Annotated in this window: 13 protein-coding genes; 8 read left to right on the forward strand and 5 right to left on the reverse strand. The window is 41.6% G+C overall.

Annotation, left to right across the window (positions count from 1 at the left end; genetic code table 11):
* The first annotated feature begins 97 nt into the window (after nucleotides 1-97).
* The 5 genes from ABT310_RS08995 (at nucleotide 98) to ABT310_RS09015 (ending at nucleotide 10,109) form a co-directional block, all read left to right on the forward strand.
* Nucleotides 98-613, forward strand: a complete 516-nt coding sequence (locus tag ABT310_RS08995) for a gamma carbonic anhydrase family protein (protein ID WP_375323571.1) — start codon at nucleotides 98-100, stop codon at nucleotides 611-613.
* Between the two features lie 97 nt (nucleotides 614-710).
* Complete coding sequence (fabD, locus tag ABT310_RS09000) at nucleotides 711-1,595, forward strand: ACP S-malonyltransferase (protein WP_375323572.1); 885 nt, start codon at nucleotides 711-713, stop codon at nucleotides 1,593-1,595.
* Between the two features lie 139 nt (nucleotides 1,596-1,734).
* On the forward strand, nucleotides 1,735-7,167 hold the full coding sequence (locus ABT310_RS09005; RefSeq protein WP_375323573.1) for a Calx-beta domain-containing protein: 5,433 nt from the start codon (nucleotides 1,735-1,737) through the stop codon (nucleotides 7,165-7,167).
* Nucleotide 7,168: 1 nt separating this feature from the next.
* Nucleotides 7,169-8,158 carry a type IX secretion system membrane protein PorP/SprF gene (locus ABT310_RS09010; protein WP_375323574.1) on the forward strand — a complete coding sequence of 330 codons (990 nt, stop codon included), beginning with the start codon at nucleotides 7,169-7,171 and terminating at the stop codon, nucleotides 8,156-8,158.
* A 1-nt stretch (nucleotide 8,159) separates the two neighbouring features.
* Nucleotides 8,160-10,109 (forward strand): OmpA family protein, encoded by a 1,950-nt coding sequence (locus tag ABT310_RS09015; protein ID WP_375323575.1) that lies wholly within the window; start codon nucleotides 8,160-8,162, stop codon nucleotides 10,107-10,109.
* Here the strand turns inward: ABT310_RS09015 and ABT310_RS09020 are convergent, their stop codons facing one another.
* Nucleotides 10,110-11,354: an NRAMP family divalent metal transporter gene (locus ABT310_RS09020; RefSeq protein WP_375323576.1), complete on the reverse strand. Its 1,245-nt coding sequence runs from the start codon at nucleotides 11,352-11,354 to the stop codon at nucleotides 10,110-10,112.
* A gap of 50 nt (nucleotides 11,355-11,404) precedes the next feature.
* Nucleotides 11,405-13,780 (reverse strand): prolyl oligopeptidase family serine peptidase, encoded by a 2,376-nt coding sequence (locus ABT310_RS09025; RefSeq protein WP_375323577.1) that lies wholly within the window; start codon nucleotides 13,778-13,780, stop codon nucleotides 11,405-11,407.
* Between the two features lie 222 nt (nucleotides 13,781-14,002).
* On the opposite strand from ABT310_RS09025, the gene ABT310_RS09030 reads away from it, so the two are divergent.
* On the forward strand, nucleotides 14,003-15,727 hold the full coding sequence (locus tag ABT310_RS09030; RefSeq protein WP_375323578.1) for a GMC oxidoreductase: 1,725 nt from the start codon (nucleotides 14,003-14,005) through the stop codon (nucleotides 15,725-15,727).
* Nucleotides 15,728-15,731: 4 nt separating this feature from the next.
* Nucleotides 15,732-16,442, forward strand: coding sequence for a gluconate 2-dehydrogenase subunit 3 family protein (locus ABT310_RS09035; RefSeq protein WP_375323579.1), 711 nt, complete (start codon nucleotides 15,732-15,734; stop codon nucleotides 16,440-16,442).
* A gap of 52 nt (nucleotides 16,443-16,494) precedes the next feature.
* On the opposite strand, the gene ABT310_RS09040 is transcribed toward ABT310_RS09035, so the two are convergent.
* The 3 genes from ABT310_RS09040 to ABT310_RS09050 form a co-directional block, all read right to left on the reverse strand.
* Nucleotides 16,495-17,196 carry a collagen-like protein gene (locus ABT310_RS09040; protein WP_375323580.1) on the reverse strand — a complete coding sequence of 234 codons (702 nt, stop codon included), beginning with the start codon at nucleotides 17,194-17,196 and terminating at the stop codon, nucleotides 16,495-16,497.
* A 189-nt stretch (nucleotides 17,197-17,385) separates the two neighbouring features.
* On the reverse strand, nucleotides 17,386-18,057 hold the full coding sequence (locus ABT310_RS09045) for a collagen-like protein (RefSeq protein WP_375323581.1): 672 nt from the start codon (nucleotides 18,055-18,057) through the stop codon (nucleotides 17,386-17,388).
* A 22-nt stretch (nucleotides 18,058-18,079) separates the two neighbouring features.
* Complete coding sequence (locus tag ABT310_RS09050; protein WP_375323582.1) at nucleotides 18,080-18,787, reverse strand: hypothetical protein; 708 nt, start codon at nucleotides 18,785-18,787, stop codon at nucleotides 18,080-18,082.
* Between the two features lie 348 nt (nucleotides 18,788-19,135).
* Here ABT310_RS09050 and ABT310_RS09055 point away from each other — a divergent pair, with 348 nt between their 5' ends.
* Nucleotides 19,136-21,295 (forward strand): helix-turn-helix domain-containing protein, encoded by a 2,160-nt coding sequence (locus ABT310_RS09055; protein WP_375323583.1) that lies wholly within the window; start codon nucleotides 19,136-19,138, stop codon nucleotides 21,293-21,295.
* The last annotated feature ends 5 nt before the right edge of the window (nucleotides 21,296-21,300 follow it).

Consider the following 21,300-nt stretch of genomic DNA (forward strand, 5'->3'; position numbering starts at 1 on the left):
ACATCGAGCAGGTTCTCTAAGCACTCGCCTGCGGGACGGGCAGAAAGTCGTAGGGACTGTCGAGCTGTTTATCGACTAAAAATCTAATTCAATATGTATGATTATAAAATCCGTTAGGGGCAAGACCCCAGAAATGGGAAATGATTGCTTCATTGCAGAAAACGCTACCATTGTGGGTGAAGTGACCATGGGGAATCAATGTAGCGTATGGTTCAATGCCGTGATTAGAGGTGATGTTCATTTTATAAAAATGGGGAATAAGGTGAATGTGCAGGATGGAGCCGTGATTCATTGTACTTATGAGAAATCTCCAACCACTATCGGAAATAATGTTTCCATTGGTCATAATGCCATAGTGCATGGCTGTACCATAAAAGACAATGTGTTGGTGGGGATGGGAAGCATTATAATGGATGATTGTGTAGTGGAAAGCAATTCAATTATTGCTGCCGGAGCAGTGGTGACCAAAGGAACCCTTGTGGAATCGGGAAGTATCTACGCTGGAATGCCCGCTAGGAAAATCAAGGACATTAGTCCGGAATTAAGCTCGGGAGAAATAGACCGGATCGCCAATAATTATGTGAAGTACTCTAGTTGGTTCAAAGAAGACTAAATATTGCCATTGTACCAACAATCGAACAATCCATTAATCCAACTATCCATAAATCTAATATTGCCTATTTTTGTCCCACTTTAAAACTCGACTAAAAATGAAAGCATATATTTTTCCAGGACAAGGCGCTCAATTTGTAGGTATGGGATTGGACCTGTACGAAAACCATTCTGAAGCGCAGGACATGTTTGAGAAGGCGAACGAAATACTTGGATTTTCCATCACGGATATTATGTTCGAAGGTACTGCAGAGGACCTAAAACAAACCAAGGTGACCCAACCTGCTATTTTTTTACATTCTGTGATATTAAGTAAGGTTTTGGGTGAAGGGTTTAAGCCCGATATGGTTGCTGGACATTCTTTGGGAGAATTTTCTGCTTTGGTAGCCAATGGAACTTTAAACTTTGAGGACGGGTTAAAATTGGTGTCCCAACGGGCACTTGCCATGCAAAAAGCCTGTGAAATTCAACCAAGTACCATGGCAGCAGTTTTGGGATTGGAAGATGAGGTAGTCGAAAAACTTTGTGCCGAAACCGAGGGAATTGTTGTGCCGGCCAATTATAACTGTCCAGGGCAATTGGTGATTTCGGGCGAGGTAGATGCGGTGAACATAGCATGTGAGAAAATGAAGGAAGCAGGCGCAAGAAGAGCCTTGTTGTTGCCGGTCGGTGGAGCTTTCCATTCGCCTTTAATGGAACCTGCCCGTGAAGAATTGGCGGCGGCGATTGAATCTACAGATTTTAAAAATCCAGGTTGTCCAATTTATCAAAATGTAACCACTACCGCTGTATCAAACGCCGAGGAAATCAAAAACAATTTAATACTGCAATTAACTGCTCCTGTGAAGTGGACGCAAAGCGTTCAACAAATGGTAAAGGATGGTGCTTCCGAGTTCGTAGAAGTAGGGCCAGGTAAGGTGTTGCAAGGTTTGGTGAAAAAAATCCATAGAGAAGCCGAAACCAGTTCCGCAGAAGTTTCTTAAATGGGTTAAAACCGTTTATCCGAATAAATACATATTTAAACTAATAGGCAAGGAACTTCCTTGCCTTTTTTGTATTATTGGAATCCCCAAACCACTAACTACAAGCAGGCAACAAAGAACATAACTGAAACGCACGAGAATGCAATCTTTGCTAAAATCAACCTCATTGGCACCTAGTTCCGCTATTGGTTCTGGTCGTCTATGTTTTTTCCTTTTATTTCTTTTTGGATTTTTACTTGGGTATGGACAGGTAACCGTTGAATTTACTTCGGCAACCGGTTCAAGTACTGAGGGTTCCGGAAGTGGTCTGCCACAAGTTGTGGTGACAGGCAACCTTGCTTCACCTGAGTCAATTAATGTGGTTGACACAGGGATTGGTGACGCCACAGTAAATGTGGATTATAATTTCACATCTCCAACAACCATTAATATTCCAGCAGGGGATTATAGTGTGCCAGTATCTTTTCCGATACCATCGTTGTCTATATTGAATGATAATGTGGTGGAAGCTAATGAAACAATATTCTTAGCCCTAACAACTCCATCTTCAGCGAATGTGCAGTCAGGATCAATTCCAACTACAACCTATACTATTTTAAACGACGACAGTGCAACCCTAACGATAGCTGATGTGAGCGCCTCCGAGACAGGGGACCTGATCTTTACGGTCACTTTGGACAATGCGGTGGATGGCGGCTTTACAGTTGATTACAGTTTTACAGATGATACGGCGACAGGCGGTGGCACTGATTATGATAGCAGTGGTGGCACATTGAACTTTTCGGGCAATGCCTCAGAACCACAACAAATAACGGTATCGTTGAACGACGATGCGATAGTTGAGGGCGATGAGACCTTCGAGGTTTCCCTTGGTACTCCCTCCAATACGGATGTGACTGTTTCTGGCAGTCCAGCCACGGGCACGATCACAGACAACGACAGTGCAACCCTAACGATAGCTGATGTGAGCGCCTCCGAGACAGGGGACCTGATCTTTACGGTCACTTTGGACAATGCGGTGGATGGAGGCTTTACAGTTGATTACAGTTTTACAGATGATACGGCGACAGGTGGCGGCACGGACTATGATAGTAGTGGTGGCACATTGAACTTCTCGGGCAATGCCTCAGAACCACAACAAATAACGGTATCGTTGAACGACGACGCTATTGTCGAAGGGGACGAGACCTTCGAGGTATCTCTTGACACCCCCTCCAATACGGATGTGACTGTTTCTGGCAGTCCAGCCACGGGAACAATCACGGACAACGATAGCGCGACAATTACAGTAGCTGATGGGAGCGCCTCCGAGACAGGAGACCTGATCTTTACGGTCACTTTGGACAATGCGGTCGAAGGTGGTTTTACAGTTGATTACAGTTTTACAGATGATACGGCGACAGGCGGTGGCACTGACTATGATAGCAGCGGTGGCACATTGAACTTCTCGGGCACGGCCTCAGAAGACCAACAAATAACGGTATCGTTGAACGACGATTCCATAGTCGAGGGCGATGAGACCTTCGAGGTATCTCTTAACACCCCATCCAATACGAGTGTTGCCACTTCGGGCAGTCCTGCCACGGGAACAATCACGGACAACGATACGGCTTCCTTAATTATCACTCAAACGAGCAGTAGCACAATAACTTCTGAAAATGCCACTACCGACACCTTCGAAGTGGAACTGGGAGGGCAGCCAGCAAGTGATGTTGTGCTTACTATTACTTCCGGTGATACAAGTGAAGGAGATGTTGACATACCTCAGTTAACATTTACCAATGCAGACTGGGATACCCCGCAGGTAATTACGGTAACAGGTATCGATGATGACATTATTGACGGTGTTCAAAACTATAATATTACCATTAATGTGGTAGATGCATCCAGTAATGATGAGTTTGATGGACTTTCGGAAGTTGTATCCGCTCAAAATACAGATAACGATACGGCAGGTATATCAATAACTGAAACAGATGGCAATACGATCACTTCGGAAGATGGAACCACGGATACTTTTGATGTTGTGTTAGATGCCGAACCAGCGAGTGATGTTGTTATTAATGTAACTTCAGATGACACAAGCGAGGGAACCGTTTCTCCAGCAGTGCTAACATTTACTTCAGGAAATTGGGACACGCCTCAAACGGTCACCGTAACAGGAGTTAACGATGCCTTAATTGATGGCGATCAAATCTTTGACGTCAACATATCAGTTAATAATGGCTCGAGTGATAATGAATTCGATGGACTTTCTGAATCCGTTTCGGTGAATAATACCGATAACGATTCAGCTAGTTTTACCATTGTAGAAACAGATGGTTCAACCAATACTTCGGAAGATGGTACTGAGGACACATTTACCGTGGTTTTGGATATAGAACCTAATAGTGATGTGGTTTTTAATATTGTATCCGAAGATACAGGAGAGGCCACCGTGTCGCCACAAATATTAACTTTTACACCTGGAAACTGGGATACCCCACAAACTGTAACCTTAACAGGAGATGATGACTTTATTATCGATGGACCACAAACTTTCAATGTAACTGTAAGTGTGGTTAATTCGCAAAGTGCCAATGCTTTTAATAATTTGGAGGATCTTGTCGAAGTGACCAACTCGGATAATGACGTGGCAGGATTTACTATTGCAGAATCCGATGGTGAAACAATAGTGTCTGAAAGTGGGAGCACAGATACATTTACTGTTGTTTTAAATCGTGGAACAGCATTTAGCAATGTCATTTTAGATATCAGTTCTGAAGATACAGGGGAGGGAACAGTTTCTCCTACAAGCTTAACTTTTACGCCAGCAAACTGGGATGAGCCGCAAACTATAACTGTAACAGGGGTTGATGATAATATAGTAGATGGAACAGTCATCTTTGATGTTGTTGTTGAAGTAAATGTTAGTAGTCCTTTATCCTATGTATTTGTTAACGATCAAACAGTTACAGTTGAAAATATTGATGATGACAGCGCATCCATATCCATCGCAAATGCCAATGGTAATGAAGATAATGGCCCAATAACCGTATCGGCGACCTTAAATAATGAAGTGGCAGGAGGATTTACAGTAGATGTAATTTCCACAGATGGTACGGCAACAACTGCGAGCTCGGATTACACAGCGGTAAACGAAACTTTGGTATTTTCCGGAACGGCCGGAGAAATACAGACTTTTGAGGTGCTTCCGACCGCGGATGCAATTATTGAAGGAAATGAAACTCTCACAGTTTCTATGAACAATTTGGACAATACCTCATTGGTTGTGAACATTGATGATGAGGCTATTATCACAATTAATAATGATGATACCTGTGCCGCGGGTACGGCCACCCCGATTCGGAATGATGTCGGAACTGCATTCTGCGTTGAAGTCTTTAGTGACTTTAATCAAGATTTAAATGAATTTATCGATGGTGTACCTCCAGCCGGCTCGCAATTGGCTTGGAGTACAAATCCCGATACGGGACAAACGGGAGATTATTTAGGGTCCAGCGTTATCTCAGGTGCCCAAGTGGTTAATCAAAACACTTATTACGGGTTTTTCTACGATAGCTTGAACGATTGTGCCAGTCCAAATACAGTACAGATTGTCCTATCCGTTAGCGAAGAACCGGACCCAGGTACCACGACAGCAATTTCGGTTTGTGCAGACTCTAGCAATGGGAATACAGTACTCGATTTAGACAACCAATTAACCGGTGGTGATGCAGGGACTTGGACGTTAACATCAGCTCAAGCTGGGTCAAATATTACTATTAATGGGGACAATGTGGTAGATTTTGATGGTCAACCATTTGGAAGTTATGTCTTCACTTATACCGTAACGGCCACAGGACTTTGTGCAGATCAGACGGTGGACCTTGTTGTAACGGTTATCGATTGCGCAGGCCCATGTAATGCGGGTAATACAGCACCTCAGTTTAATGGAACCAATACGGATATTGAATTTTGCGATGTGGTGAATACGGATTTGAGTGGTTATGTAACAGGAACAGCGCCAGCGGGTACCGTTTTAACATGGAGTACCAGTGATATCCCAACCGATACGGGAGCACATTTAAATAGCAGTACTGTTGTGGAGCCTGGAACCTATTATGGTTTTTATTATGACGAGGTAAACGATTGTGCCAGTCCAGTTTTGGATTTGACCTTGATACGAAATTTCACTCCAGTTATAGAAACCACAACAGGCGATTCCAATTGTGGACCCTCTATCTTAACGCTAACCGCCACTGCGACCGTTGCCGATGAAAGTGTAATTGCCTATAACTGGTACGACGCCCCAACAGGCGGAAATCTAGTAGGCACGAATGCCACCTTTACCACAAATACCTTAACTGAAACAACATCCTTTTACGTTACAGCTTCGGCCAACGATTGTGAAACCGAACGGATAGAGGTGGTGGCTGAAATCAATGATTCACCCAATGTGGGAACACCGACCAACACAATTGCCTGTAATGTAATGGGTAATGGTGGTCCAAATATTATTGATTTGGATACTACGCTTTCTGGAGCAGATGCAGGTTCATGGGCTATTTTCACTGACCCATCTGAGGGAGCTTTGGTGATTGATACGGAAAATAATGTGGATTTTGCTGGGCTGCCAGCAGGAAATTACGTGTTTGAATTTACAACAACAGGTGCCGTGGCCCCCTGCACCAATGCTTCGGTACAAGTCACCATTTCGGTAGATGATTGTATAACCGATACCGATGGCGATGGGCTCACCGATGGGGAAGAAGCCGACCTTGGCACTAATCCAAACGACCCGGATACCGATGGCGATGGTTTAACCGATGGCGAAGAAGTGTTGGTGGTCGATGATCCAAATACGGAAGCAGTACCTGAAAATGCAACCGATCCTTTGGATGCCTGTGATCCTTTCTTGACTCCTGATTGTAATCCAGCGGATATCGATTTGGCGATAACCAAGGAAGTAAATAGGTCTGAGGTACTTTTAAATCAACAAGTGACCTTTACCATCACCGTGGAGAACACCACAATGGATAGGATTTTAGATATTGTGGTCAGTGATGCATTGGGCAATGGATTTGAATACCAATCCCATTCCGCTTCAACTGGAACCTATGATCCTGGTACAGGAGAGTGGTTAATCAATCAGCTTGTAGCAGAAGAAATAGTCACTTTGGAGATTACAGTGCAAGTAACCTTGGTGGAGACGCTTCAGAATACTGCAAGTCTTGTTTCGTCCTTTCCAAATGACGGTTTTCCAGAAAACAATTCAGCAACAGCATCGGTTACCGTAAATCGAAGTCAATGCGAAGACGTTGGAACCATTTGTACCATATTCTCACCTAATGGTGATGGCATTAATGATGCTTTGACTTTGGTCGGGCATGAGCAATTCCCGAACAATACATTTGAAGTATTCGACCGTTATGGCAACAGCGTATTCCAAATGAACGGATATGACAGCTCATGGGACGGTACCGGGAAAAATGGTGATTTGCCCAAGGGCACGTATTTTTATATTCTTGATTTAAATGGAGATGGCAGCGATGTTGTAAAAGGATGGATTCAAATAGTAAGGGATAATTAAAATGAAGAAAAACTTAGCATTGCGAACATATCATTTCATTTTGTTATTGCTTGTAGGTGGGGTAGGTCTTTTACAAGCCCAAAAAGAACCCCAATACACCCAATACATGTATAATATTGGGAGTTTTAACTCTGCCTATTCCGCAACAGTCGAAAGTCCCGAAATAATTGGGTTGTACCGAGCCCAATGGGTCGATATTCCCGGAGCTCCAACCACGATTAGAGCCGGTGCTAATATTCCCTTTTCCAATAAAAAAATGGGATTGGGCATTAATATTGTCAGTGATGAACTTGGCCCCTCGAACCAAACTTATTTTGATATTGCGTACTCTTATCAAGTTCAACTTTCGGATGCAACTAAATTATCTTTTGGATTGAATGCAGGTGGTTCCAATATTAAAATTGATTATTCCAAAGGGACTTTCGAAGACCCTTCGGATCAATCTATTTTAGGAGGTAATTACTCCAATTTTTACCCAACGGTAGGCGCGGGATTGTTTATGTATCACGAAGAAGAGTGGTATTTGGGGCTTTCCGTTCCAAATATCTTGACCAATGCACTATATAACGATGAGGTCGCAACCATTGTGGAAGATAATATGCAGTTCAATGCCATAGGTGGTTATGTGTTTCAGTTGGGAGATAGAACCAAGTTCAAGCCTGCCTTCTTGATGAATTATTTACAAGGGTCACCCGTAACATTTAACCTATCGGCTAATTTTCAATTTATTGATGCCCTGACCTTGGGGGCTTCCTATAGATTTGACAATGCGGTGAGTGCCATGGCAGGATTCCAAATTTCCAATGGTATGTTCATAGGCTATTCCTACGATTATAATACCAATGGTTTGGGCGAGTACAGCGGAGGTTCACACGAAGCCATTTTGAAGTTTTATATTGGTAGAGGTGGATTTGGTTCGGGTACAAATAAATCCAAGGACAAGAAATCAAAAAACAAAGGCAAACAAATAGATTCCCCAAGATTTTTCTAAGATGAACAGAACAAAAAATATTCGATTAATCCTATGTATGGCCTTTTTGGGAATGAGCTTAGGTTTTGCTCAAAAAGGAAAGTCCACGGGTGATGTTCTTTTCTTTCAATACGAGTACCAAAAAGCGGTGGAGGCCTACGAAAAGCAACTTTCTGAAGGCCCTTTGACCAATCAACAGTTTTTGAATTTGGCCGACGCTTATTTTGAAACCGATAATTTTGATAAAGCCAGCGAGGCCTATTTGGAGGTCTATAAAAAGGATACCTTGATGGATGCCCATCATTACAATAAAATGCTTCAGAGTTTGTCCAAATCCGTGGATACAGAACAAAAGCAGGCCTATTTAACTACCATGTCCTCAGAATTTCCAAAGGAATTAATGGAAAATTTGGAGTTCAACAATCAATTGTTGACCAGTGAGGCGGCAGAAAAAGAATTGGATTATCAAATTTTCAATCTAGAGGCCAATAGCCCCCAAACCGATTTTTCACCGGGCTTTTTCAAGGATAAGTTGCTGTTCACCAGTGCGCGTTCCACAAATACAAAATTACGTTACGAACCGGGAGGAGAGGGCTTTTTCAATATTTATGAATCCGAGATACAGCCCAACGGACAGGTGATGTCTGTGAACAACTTTGAAGTCCTTCCCAAAACAGATTTCCATAAAGCAACCCCGTTCTACTCCGATGCGTTGAACAGTGTTTTTTACGTGTTGTCCAATACGACCGAAGAGGATGAACTAGCCTTTGATGATAATGGAAAAAATGCCTTGGCCATTGCCAAACAAAATGTCAATGGTGCCTACCAAGTTTTGTTAAAAGACCTGAGCACCTCATTTTATTACCCATTTTATGACGATTCAAACGGTAAACTCTATTTTGCCGCTGATTTTGAAGATGGATACGGAGGAACAGATATTTATTTTGTGTACACCAATAATGGACAGATGATGTCTGCACCCATTAATTTGGGACCGCGAATCAATTCATCTGGAAATGAAATAGCCCCTTTTATTTTTGAGAACAGCCTATATTTTGCCTCAGATGTGTTTTATGGATTGGGGGGTATGGATATTTATAAGGCCAATGTAGAAGGGGAAGGGTATGGAATTCCCATCAACCTTGGAGAACAAATCAATACTGAGTTCGACGATTTTGGCTTGATCATTAGAAATGATGGTGATGGTTTGTTAGGTTATTTTGCATCTAATCGACCTGGCGGAAAAGGAAAAGATGATATTTATGGCTTTAAGGTGGATGAAAAGCCAGGGTTAAAGACCATCACTTTTAAAGGACAAGTGGTGAAATCGTATAAGCCTTCTGAAGTTGTGGCCAAGGCTGCAGTTCGTTTATGGAACATGGAAGGTGAAATGATTGCCGAGACCTATTCTGATGAGGAAGGATATTATCGATTGGAGGTTCCAGCAGCGGACGAATTGGTATTGGAAGGCACCAAAGAACGCTTTTCTAGATACATCGAAGAATTTGATGCGGCTAAAATGGAGCAAATCCAACAAAATGGCCTGAATGTTGAACTTTCCCTATATGATGATTTGGTAGAAGAAAGAGAAGGTCAGAAGGTGGTAAAGTTGGATGATTTTTATTTTGCGACCAGTTCTGTTCAATTAACCCCGGAAATTACCTCTCAGTTAGACCAAGTAGTAGAATTTGTAAAGGCATTCCCGGATGTGCAACTGCGTATTGAGACCTATACGGACAGTAGAGGCGGCAGTTCAACGAACTTTAAGCTAACCCAAAGCCGTTCAGATGTTATAAAAAAATATTTAGTGGAACAAGGGGTGCCTTCAAGCAATATACTTTACTCTGTCGGGTATGGAGAAGAAAAGATATTGAACAATTGCACCAATGGTGTGTATTGCTTGGAAATTCTTCATAAGAAAAACCAACGCTCACTCATAGTGGTTCTTAATGATAATGTACTTTTTGATTAATTACATTATGAGCATCCAACAGTAATACAATGCAAACAAGGTTAGGAATACCATGCCGGTGTAGGTAAGAATGCGCAATCCCAACTTTGGCTGATTTTCTTTAGGGATGTCTTGACTGGTAACCGTTTTTAAATTCATCCAACCCAATAAAGGCGCCAATACAAAAGAAGCAAAAGTGGCCAATGCCACAAGGTTGCCCATATTTGCACTAAAAAGAATAATTACCAACCAATTGATAAGTGCCATGGCCAAAACCATGGCGGTAAAAGCATGTTTATGGCTGAAAATGGATTGTTTTGGATAGAGTTTTTGTAAAACATCCAAGCTTACCCTCGATATGGCGTCATGGGCTGTCATGCAGGTGCTGAACATGGTCGCAAATGCCGCTATAGCAATAAAAAAGTAGGCCCAATTTCCTATATGGACCGTAAAAAGATTGACCAGTTGGTCAGCAAACACCACCGAACTTCCACTTAATTCGGTTCCGGTGCCATAAAGGGTCATCCAGCCAATGATCATAAAAAATAAGGCCAAAACCCCAGTAAGTAGGTAACCTACATTAAATTCTTGCAGTGCAATTTTCAGTGTGGGTTTGTTTTTCATGGTCTTTAAGTTTTCCATGCCCCACAAACTTACCCAACCCGAAGCTTCTACAGCGGTGGGCATCCATCCTACCAAACCAATTAGGAACAAAATGCCAACTTCGTTAAAAATTTCGGGCCGCTGATAATTAGCCGCATCAGGAACAGGTCCCTTTTGCAAGACCATAATGGTGGTAATCAAAAGCGCCACAAAAAGTATGGTGATAACGGCTTTTAGGGAGTTTTCTAAAAAACGGTATTTCCCGACAATGAGCAAAAAACTTATAAATAAAAATAGCAGCAGTGAGACGATATCTGCTCCCACCGAGGTTACGTTGAACAGGTTCATGCATAAACCTGCTGTAACCACATAAAGGGCAGCCAATATGGTGAATGTGGAAATTAGAGTTGCCATGGCATAGATCCACAAATACATCTTTCCCAAATTGGAATACCCCTCAATTAAACTTTTTTCGGTCACCGTGGTGTATCGAATACCAAATTCAAAAAAGGGATACTTGAACAGGTTGGCCAAAATAATGGGGATGACCATTACCCAGCCATATTGCGCCCCTGCCTTTGTAGATAGCACCAAATGGGACGTGCCAATGGCCATGCTGGCAAATAAAAGGCCCGGACCCAGTGCTTTAAGCAATGCTTTCATCCAACTTGTTGGTTAATTTTCAAGTGGAAGATATGTTTTTTTACTGTAATTTATTTCTTGTTCAATAACGACTTTTCAAAGAGATAGAAAATGCGAGTGTATTCATCTGTCCAACTACTGGGTTCCACAAAACCATGTCGTTCAACAGGATAAACGGCCATTTCCCAATTTTCCTTCCCAAGTTCTATCAAACGTTGTGAAAGACGAACCATATCCTGAAAATGTACATTGTCGTCCACCATACCATGAAGGATCAATAAATCTCCTTTAAGGCCATCCGCAAAATAAATTGGAGAGCTACGTTTGTAGGCAATGCTATCCGTTGCAGGAGTATTCAAAATACGTGCTGTATAGCCATGGTTGTAAGCTGCCCAATCTCCAACAGATCTTATTGCACCACCAGCACTAAAGGTGTCAGGAGCATTGAACATGCCCATCAAGGTAATAAAACCCCCGTAAGAGCCACCGTAAATACCAATTTTGTCCGTGTCGATTCCATATTTTTCAACCAACATTTTGGCGCCATCCACTTGGTCGGAAAGGTCTTTTCCGCCCATGTGCCGGTAAATTCCCGTCCTCCAATCGCGACCATAACCAGCACTTCCGCGGTAGTCAATGTCTAGAACCGTGTAGCCATTGTCCACCAAAAGATTGTGGAACATGTATTCCCTAAAATAGGAACTCCACCATTTGTGGGCATTCTGCAAATAACCCGCGCCGTGCACAAAAATAACAGCGGCCTTGTTCTTCACATTGCTCGCGGGTTGATAGAGTCTAGCATGCACTTCGGCTCCATCCTCAGCTTTAAAGGTGATAATTTCCGGGTCTTTCCAATTATAGTTTTTGAACGTATCGGAATAGGAATCTGTAATCTTTTCTGCGGTGGTTGCTTTTCCAGCTACTACTGGATTGTCCTGAACATAAAGTTCAGTTGGCAGGTTGGAGTAAGAATACAAAATGGCCATTTTCTTCTCGTCTGGAGAGAGGGCCACATCGTTTCTGCCGACCATGTTGGTCAATTGTTCCCATTTCCCCCCTTTTAAGGGCATGGTGTAAAATTGTCTATCCCCGGGATGAGTTTTATTGGAGGTAAAATACCAACGGTTCTCATCCTTTGAAATAAAAGGGTCATAGATTTCAAACTCACCAGAAGTTAAAGCCTTTTCTTTTTTGGTGGAAACATTCATGGTGTACAAATGGGAGTATCCTGTTTTCTCGGACTGATACCAGATGCTTTTTTCATCGGGCATCCACCCAATGGAACCGCCACCCCATCTTGCTATGCCTGGGCCAGCAATCCAAGCTTCATCATGTTGACGGTCCAATTGTTCCACTTTACCCGTTTTGGGATCCAAAAGGACAATCCAACGGTCTTTATAATCGTTGGCTTGAATATCTAAAACAGCTTTGGAGCCATTTGGACTCCACGTTGGGCCGGTAATGGTGCCGATACGGTCATCGTTTTTATAGGGTTTGTCCGGATAATCTTTGGTGTACTCGGGTACGTAATCCAATCCTTCCAAATTATCCAAAACCACAGGGTAGCTTTTTCTGTTGTTAATGTCATAAATGAACATTTCATAGTTGGTAGGTTCATCTCCTACTTTAGAACGGGTATTTTGGTCTTCCGTATAACCAGACTCCGTTACAAAATGGGGCACAATGGTGCCTTTTGAATTAGGTCGGTCCATCAAGGTGTAGGTAATAAAACTTCCTGAAGGGTCAATTTGAACACCAATCACTCTTTTACCACCGGTCACCAATTCCAAGGGTTCTAAATCCTCTAATTGTTCCCTGATTTTGTCACCGGAATCTTTCTTTTCCTTACGTTCCTTCAATACATCAAAGATGTCCAACTGGTCTTGGTACAACCATTCGTCTTTGGAATCTCTTTTAGGCTCGGAATCTTTTGATTTCACAAAATGGGTCTTTTGTTCAAGGGTCCCAGATGCTATATCCCAAGTGAATAATTCCCCGTCTTGCACAAAGGCAATACTTTTTCCATTATCGGTAAAATGCGGATTGCTCTCCCGTTTTGTAGTTTTTGCAATGGGTTTTGCCGTGTAACTTGCTACATCCAATAAGAAAACGTCCCCGTTTTTGGTATACAAGGCTTTCGATTGATCATTGTTGTAAGTAAGTCTGGAAGCTGGCAATGCATTGGCTTCCAAAAAACCTACTTTATGGATGTCTTTGCTTTTTGCAGCATAAGCATAAAGTGAATCACTTAGAGCACCATCGGGGTTCCAGTTAAAATATAAGGTTTCATTATCGGTGGACCAATAGGCGTTGGAAGGTAAGTGACCTACAAAAGCATCACCTTGCATAATGTCCTTGATTTTTAGGACGGAGTTGTTTCCTTTCTGGGCAACAAGGTTGCTACATGTAATTAGAAATAGAACGGATAGGGTAAGGTATTTTCCCATGGGATGCAAGCGGTTTTAGTTGGTTTCAAAGTTAAGTGGTCTCAAATATCGGGTATTTTAATGATTTTGTTCTGTCATAAAATCCTAAGGAAAAACTAAAAAAGCGTTCAAGTTTATCTTTAGAAAAAGTATCTTTAGAACATTCAAAATGTTGGCTAAAGCATTTGTTAAAGGTTCAATATTTTGATTTTCAATAAATTAAACTAAACCAAATTCAAATCAATGCAAATTATTGAAAACTCAACTGTTTACGATGCCATTATTGTGGGATCGGGAGCAGGAGGTGGAATGTCGGCAAAAGTACTGTCCGAAGCAGGCTTAAAGGTGGCCGTTGTGGAGGCAGGTCCGTTTTTTGACCCGGCACTTCCCGAACATCAAACCCAGTTAAAATGGCCTTATGAAAGTCCAAGAAGAGGAAAAAGTACTCGTTTTCGTCCTTTTGGAGATTTTGATGCCGCATATGGAGGATGGGATATTGAAGGAGAACCTTATACCCAAAAAGACGGTACCCAATTTGAATGGTTTCGTTCCCGAATGTTGGGCGGTAGAACCAATCACTGGGGACGTATTTCACTGCGTTTTGGCCCAAAGGATTTTAAACATAAAGATATTGATGGTCATGGTGATAACTGGCCCATTAGTTATGATGATGTGAAACCTTATTACGATAAGGTCGACAAAATGATAGGTGTTTTTGGAACCAATGAAGGATTGCCCAACGATCCAGATGGTTTCTTTTTACCGCCTCCCAAACCCCGTTTGCACGAACTTTATTATATAAAAGGAGCACGAAAAAGTAATATTCCGGTTTACCCTTCAAGGTTGTCCATGTTGACCAAGAAAATCAACAATGATCGCGGGGTATGTTTCTATTGTGGGCAATGTAACCGTGCATGTCAGGTATATGCTGATTTCTCGGCAGGAACTTGTTTGATTTTTCCAGCACAGAAAAACGGGGGTCAAATCGATCTTTTTGTGAATTGTATGGTTCGTGAGGTGACAACCGATGAAGAAGGTAGGGCCACAGGAGTATCCTACATCAACAAAGAAGATCGTAAAGAATATAAATTGAAAGGAAAAGTAGTAGTGCTTGGTGCTTCAGCCTGTAGTTCTGCACGTATTCTTCTCAATTCAAAAAGTAAACAGCACCCGAATGGATTGGGTAACAGTAGTGATGTGGTAGGTAGGTATCTTCACGATTCTACTGGTGCGGATAGATCAGCATTTATTCCCGATTTGATGAACCGAAAGGTTTCCTATAACGAAGATGGAGTAGGTGGCATGCACGTGTACTCGCCTTGGTGGGGCGATAATTCCAAATTGGATTTCCCACGAGGATATCACATCGAAGTATGGGGCGGCATGAGTATGCCAAGCTATGGTTTTGGTTTCAACGTGAACGATTTCAATAAATTTTTCGGAACCAAAGTAGGTGGTTATGGCGATGTGTTGCGCAGTGATGCCAAAAAATACTATGGTGCTGTTGTGGGAATGGCCGGACGAGGTGAATCCATTGCCAGAAGAGACAACTATTGCGAAATAGACCCGACCACAGTGGATGAATTTGGTATACCTGTACTGCGTTTCCACTACAAATGGTCAGAGTACGAAATTAACCAAGCCAAGCACATGCAGGATACTTTTGAGGAGATCTTGACAAACATGGGCGGTAAATTCTTGAGTGAAAAACCAGGAAAGGATACCAACTACGGATTGCACAATCCGGGAAATATTATCCATGAGGTGGGAACCACGAGAATGGGAGATGACCCTAAAACCTCGGTGACCAACAAATTCCAACAGCTACACGATGTGGACAATGTGTTTATTGTGGATGCAGGACCATTTACTTCACAAGCGGATAAAAACTGTACCTGGACCATTTTGGCGCTTTCCATGAGGGCTTCGGAATATATTGTGGATCAATTGAAACAACAAAACATATAAGGACATGGACAGAAGAAAAAGTTTAAAATCGATAGTACTGGGTTCCGTGGCCGGTGGATTGGCCATACATGGTTGTAAACCTTCGGGTGAAACCGAGCAGTTGGTAGAATCGCCAAAAATCACCTATCCGGGGCGAGTGCCTTTGGAAGAAGAGTTGATTCAAGAACTGAACGATGAGCAATTTTTGAACCCCCATGAAATAGAAACATTGACTATTTTGTGTGACCTTATTTTACCTGCTTCGGAAGAATTTAAGGCGGCATCGGACGCTGAAGTGGTGGATTTCATTGAATTTATGGCGAAAGATGTGCCATCGTACCAGCCTGATATTCGCGGTGGATTGATGTGGTTGGATCATAAATGCAATACGGAAAACTCGGTAGAGTTTAAAGATGCCACGGAGGAACAACAAAAGGCCATTTTGGATGAGATTGCGTATTACGACCCAGAAGTGCCCGGAAATGAGCGACCCTTTGAAGTGAATTTCTTCTCCTTGATTCGAAACCTGACCATGACCGGTTTTTATACTTCTAAAATTGGAATTGAAGAAATTGGATATAAAGGTAATATGCCCAATGTTTGGGATGGAGTGCCCGATGATGTTTTGGAACAGCACGACGTCTCTTATGATGAGGAATGGTTGGCCAAATGTGTGGACCAGAGCAAACGTGGGGTTATCGCCGAATGGGATGAAAACGGTAATTTGATTACTTAAAATTCATAAAATAGATAGAAAAAGGGCGCACCAAAATGCGCCCTTTTTTGTTTTATATTTTTTCCAATAGATAAACATCGGCAAAACCACTCATTAGTAGTGGAAGTCCTGTTGCATTGGCTGACCCCACAATAGTGTATGAAAACGAAAAGATGAGGTGGTTGTCGGAGGCATCAAAAGAAACATCGGTAATTTGTAAATTTTGAATCTCTGGTCCTTGGTTGTTATGGGTTTGGGTGAGAATAAAGTATTTGTTGTCATCCCCAATAACTGCATATTTGGTGAGCGAATACGAAAAGGAGGTTATCTGTACGTTTTCTTCTCCTGGGTTTATCATGTTCACATTAAAAGAGAAATAGGTATTTTGATAACTATTATCGGGAATACTCAAAAACCGCACCCCATAAAATTGATGCAAAAGACCATCGGGGGTATCTTGATATTCCACATGGGAAGAAAGGGCTACTTCCAAATCGATTGGGGTAAATCTAAAAGAGGTAGTATCGGTAAAAGGCAAACCATCTGAGCGTGTCCCCTCTAATTCCAATACCACATAACCGAATTTCGTAAGTTCATCGAACCCAGTGGCGTCGGCACCATTTTTTCCTGGTGCTCCGGGGGCTCCATTTTCCCCTGCAAGACCAGGGTTTCCATTATTTCCGGGTGCTCCATCCAAACCATCTTCTCCAGAACAGGACAGGACAATTAGACTAAAACCGATAACGAGTATGTTAAGGTATTTTTTAAATCTCATAGTTTACTGTATTGGGTTTAAAAATAAAGCAAAGCTATGCTTGACTTCAATGTCAATTGATGAATGCCGCTTTTGGTTTGATGGATGAAAGGGTTGGTGATTGATGTGGGAAATTGGAATAAAAAACCCTGTGCATGAATTCGCACAGGGCAGGGATGTAATGGTTAGGTTGGGGAAATATCTATTTTCTTATAATTCATCTAAAAGGAATACATCTACCTCGCCAGAAACTGTTAAATCGAACCCTGAAGAATTGCTAAGGGCATTGACGATAAATTCGTAGGAATAGGTAAGATGGTTGTCTACTGGGTCAAACGCAAAATTTTGTATAATATCAGTCGGATTATTTTGGATAAAAGCTAGGTTCAATACAAAGTATTTATTGTCCGCTCCAACTATCGGAAGATTTTCTACAGTAAAAGTAAAGTCGTTCAAGACTTCATTGGCTTCTCCTAAATTTGCAATATCCAATTTTGTTGTTTGATGGGTGTTTTGATACGCATTATCTGGTGTACTTAAAAAGCGAACTATTGAAAATTCAGTTAAATTGTCTTGTACATTTATTCCATCAATTACTTCTGTATTCGAAAATTTAAATTCTACAGAATCATCAAAAGGAATGTTATCTGGTCTCGTACCCTGTAAGTTAACGGTCACAGAACCATATTGGGTGAGTTCTTCATATCCTATCGCGTCTTCACCATTGGTTCCATCGGTTCCAGGGGCGCCTTTGTCTGCATTCGCACCAGGTTGACCAGGACTACCATTTGGACCGGGCAGGCCGTCTTCCCCATCTGAACAGGAAACCAAGCCTAAGCTTAAGATCATGAGGCTGACAAACAATATGCTTACTTTTTTCATGGTATTCATTTTTTTTAAATGATTACTGGATTTGCTCTAAGAGATAAACATCAACAATGCCGGATACGTTCAGAGGGTTGCCCGTGGCATTTCCAGTAGCCGTAACGGTAAATGCATATGAAAAAGTTAAATGGTTGTCCGCGTCATCAAAAGCAATATCTGTGGCTTGTAGATTTTCGATTTCAGGGTCGGCACCATTGAATATATGATCTAAAACAAAGTATTTATTGTCCTCGCCTATTATTGCGTAGTTTGTTAATCCATAATTGAATTGGATCATTGCCTCAGATTCTTCACCTGGGTTGATGAAACCGGTTTCGATATAGATTAAGGTATTCTGGTATGCATTGTCAGGTGCACTTAAGAAACGACCAATTTTAGATTGATATAAGGTTTGATCGGCATCGATTTGAGAAATAAAAAGTTCATTCGTTTGAGTTTCCGCAAATTGGGTATTGGTAAACTTAAAGGTGTTGGAGTCGGTAAAAGCAACTCCATCGGAGCGAACTCCTTCCAATTCCAAAGTAATGTATCCGTATTGGGTAAGCTCGTCAAAACCTTGACCATCCACACCGTCTTGTCCAGGGTCTCCTTGGCCGCCGGCCAATCCCGGAGCTCCGGTAGCCCCATCTTTGCCAGCTGGACCTTGTTCTCCATCTTCCCCAGAGCAAGAGATCAAGGTAATGCTCATGGCAATTAGCACATAGCTAAAAATTCTAATTAGTTTCATCTTGTTGTTATAAAAGGTTATGGGTCAAAATTACCTTAAGGTAGAAGTGAAATTTTAGTCTAATTGATGGATAGGGTAGGCTGATTGACGGATGATGGGTTTGGCTTCACCGACAGGCAGTAGAAAGAAGAAAAATCTTACGTTTTTAACGTGCATAAATAAGCATTACCGTTTCGTGTTTTTAAAGTTTATAGGTTGTGAGATATATAATATTAACCACAATATTTTGAGAGTATTTTCCTATAATAGTTAAAAAATTATAAAATCATCAATAAAACGGTAAATTATTATTAATTTAATACTATTCCCCCAGAATTTAATGGCAATGCCATAAATCCTTTTGTTCTCATGGAATCAGAAAATAAAAATCGATTTCTTGAACGAATTTCACGTCTTATCTGTGAAAACTTCGATAACGAACAATTTTGTGTGGAAAAATTGGCCAAACTCTACGGCACCAGTAGATCCCAACTTTATAAAAAAATTAAAAAACACACTGGTAGCTCAGTCAACCGTTTCATCAAAGATGTACGTTTAAAAAAAGCCATGGAGCTTTTGGGTAAAGATGAGAAATCCGTCTCAGAAATTGCCTATGAAGTGGGTTTTCACAGCCCAGCGTATTTTGCTACATGTTTTAAAGCCAAGTATGGTTATTGTCCAGGTGAGGTAAAACATCATGTTGCTCATGGCGATGATCAAACTAAAACACCAATTGCCAATAAAGCACTTGCCGTAGCTGTTGTATTGGTAATGGTTGCCGCCGCCGCTATATTCAGCTTACGGGGCATAGTCTTCTCTTCCAATACAAAAAAGCCAATTGTTGCCGTGTTGCCCTTTGAGGATATTAGTAAGGACAAAAACAACGGTTGGTTTTGCAGTGGAATTTCCGTAGATATTTCGGAAAAGCTTTCCAAACTCAATGGATTGCAAATTATTTCTAAAACTTCTACTTCCAGATACAAAGAGACGTTAAAGAGCATTCCTGAAATTGCAAAGGAGCTTAAGGCCGATTATTTTTTAGAAGGGGGTGTTCGTGAGTTTAACGATCGTATTTTAATCAATGTTCGATTGGTAGATGCTAAAGGAGTGGCATTATGGTCCGAATCCTTTAACGAGGAGATGACACAACTTTTTAAGATTCAACAGGAGGTGTCAACACGAGTGGCCCAACTTTTGGAGGTGACCATAGACCCCAAGTTTTCCAGACTTGTGGAAAAAGTACCTACCAGTAATATTGAAGCCTACAAATTATATTTAAAAGGAAAGGAAATCAATGGTTCTACCTTGGCTGTAAACTGGGATTTTGAAGCTTCCATAGCCTATCTGGAGCAGGCGATAGCCTTAGATCCCAATTTCTCGGCAGCTTATGCTGAAATGGCCTATGCCCAGATCAATAAGTTCAGCATATTCGAATACCAAGATTCCATTTATCTGGAGCAAAGTCTTTCCAATATTGATAAAGCTCTTCAACTGGATTCCAATGCGGTGATAGCCCATGTTTCCAAAGCTATAATTGAATATGAGGTTTTTAAACAACCTGAAAAGGGGCTGAAAAGTCTGGAAAAGGCCCTTGCCATTGAACCGAACAATGCCATGGTGAATTTTGAACTTGCTTGGTATTACGGAAATAACGAACAACAGCAAGATTATGAAAAGTACCTAACGTACATAGACAGGGCTGCTGAACTTGATCCTCTATCCAGAAACAATACTTTTTTTAAGTTGGAAGCTCTTCGGCTCAATGGATTATTGGACGAGGCAGAGGCGTTTTTTGAAAAACAATCACCCAGTCTCAATCTTTTGGGGCTCACCTATCAAAAGGCAGAAAATGCATCGTATCGATCTAGGGATAGAAGGGACATGTTGGAGGTGTACTTGGAAGCACTTCAGACCAATGGCATCAACGCAACAGTCTATCAGCTCGCCGTGCTGCACCAACATATAGGCAGAATTTATGATCATGTGTTTAATGACAATGAAAAGGCGGTTCAAAATTATGCTCAAGCGTATTCCTTAGATCCCTCTTTTGTATATGATTATTTTTACCAACTTATTTCCAATGGTGAATTCAAAATTGCATTGGAATTGAGTCAATCGGAGCATTTTAAAACTATAGGTTCAATGGAAAAACAGTTGTCGCTGCTTTTCTTCTATTATTTTTTCCAACAAGAATATCAAAAAGCTCTTTTGATCGCTGCGGAAAGTGCTTTGGTAAATCGACATGACCTAAAAGCCTTGGCTCTTGCCCAATTGGATAGAAAGGATGATGCAATGAAAGAAGCGTCGGCTTATATGATGAACTATAGAAAGGCCTATACCTATGCGGTGTTAGGTAATCAAGATTCCATGTACCACTATTTGGCCAAACCAAACATTAATTGGACGGTGTTTAATGGCTTTTCACAGTTCGACCCCTATCGTAAAGAGTTAAAATTTATGGATTTACAACGGAAGCACCTACTGCCTACACAAACCACTTTAGAACAATCCAATCGACCAATTAATTAGGGGAA

It is taken from the genome of Flagellimonas cixiensis (genome assembly GCF_042134615.1).
In the GTDB taxonomy this organism is placed as follows: domain Bacteria; phylum Bacteroidota; class Bacteroidia; order Flavobacteriales; family Flavobacteriaceae; genus Flagellimonas; species Flagellimonas cixiensis.

Bases quoted from the DNA above. Each gene is read 5' to 3' on its own strand.
- ABT310_RS08995 (WP_375323571.1), top strand. From the start codon at position 98: ATGATTATAAAATCCGTTAGGGGCAAGACCCCAGAAATGGGAAATGAT.
- fabD (WP_375323572.1), top strand. From the start codon at position 711: ATGAAAGCATATATTTTTCCAGGACAAGGCGCTCAATTTGTAGGTATG.
- ABT310_RS09005 (WP_375323573.1), top strand. From the start codon at position 1,735: ATGCAATCTTTGCTAAAATCAACCTCATTGGCACCTAGTTCCGCTATT.
- ABT310_RS09010 (WP_375323574.1), top strand. From the start codon at position 7,169: ATGAAGAAAAACTTAGCATTGCGAACATATCATTTCATTTTGTTATTG.
- ABT310_RS09015 (WP_375323575.1), top strand. From the start codon at position 8,160: ATGAACAGAACAAAAAATATTCGATTAATCCTATGTATGGCCTTTTTG.
- ABT310_RS09020 (WP_375323576.1), bottom strand. From the start codon at position 11,354: ATGAAAGCATTGCTTAAAGCACTGGGTCCGGGCCTTTTATTTGCCAGC.
- ABT310_RS09025 (WP_375323577.1), bottom strand. From the start codon at position 13,780: ATGGGAAAATACCTTACCCTATCCGTTCTATTTCTAATTACATGTAGC.
- ABT310_RS09030 (WP_375323578.1), top strand. From the start codon at position 14,003: ATGCAAATTATTGAAAACTCAACTGTTTACGATGCCATTATTGTGGGA.
- ABT310_RS09035 (WP_375323579.1), top strand. From the start codon at position 15,732: ATGGACAGAAGAAAAAGTTTAAAATCGATAGTACTGGGTTCCGTGGCC.
- ABT310_RS09040 (WP_375323580.1), bottom strand. From the start codon at position 17,196: ATGAGATTTAAAAAATACCTTAACATACTCGTTATCGGTTTTAGTCTA.
- ABT310_RS09045 (WP_375323581.1), bottom strand. From the start codon at position 18,057: ATGAAAAAAGTAAGCATATTGTTTGTCAGCCTCATGATCTTAAGCTTA.
- ABT310_RS09050 (WP_375323582.1), bottom strand. From the start codon at position 18,787: ATGAAACTAATTAGAATTTTTAGCTATGTGCTAATTGCCATGAGCATT.
- ABT310_RS09055 (WP_375323583.1), top strand. From the start codon at position 19,136: ATGGAATCAGAAAATAAAAATCGATTTCTTGAACGAATTTCACGTCTT.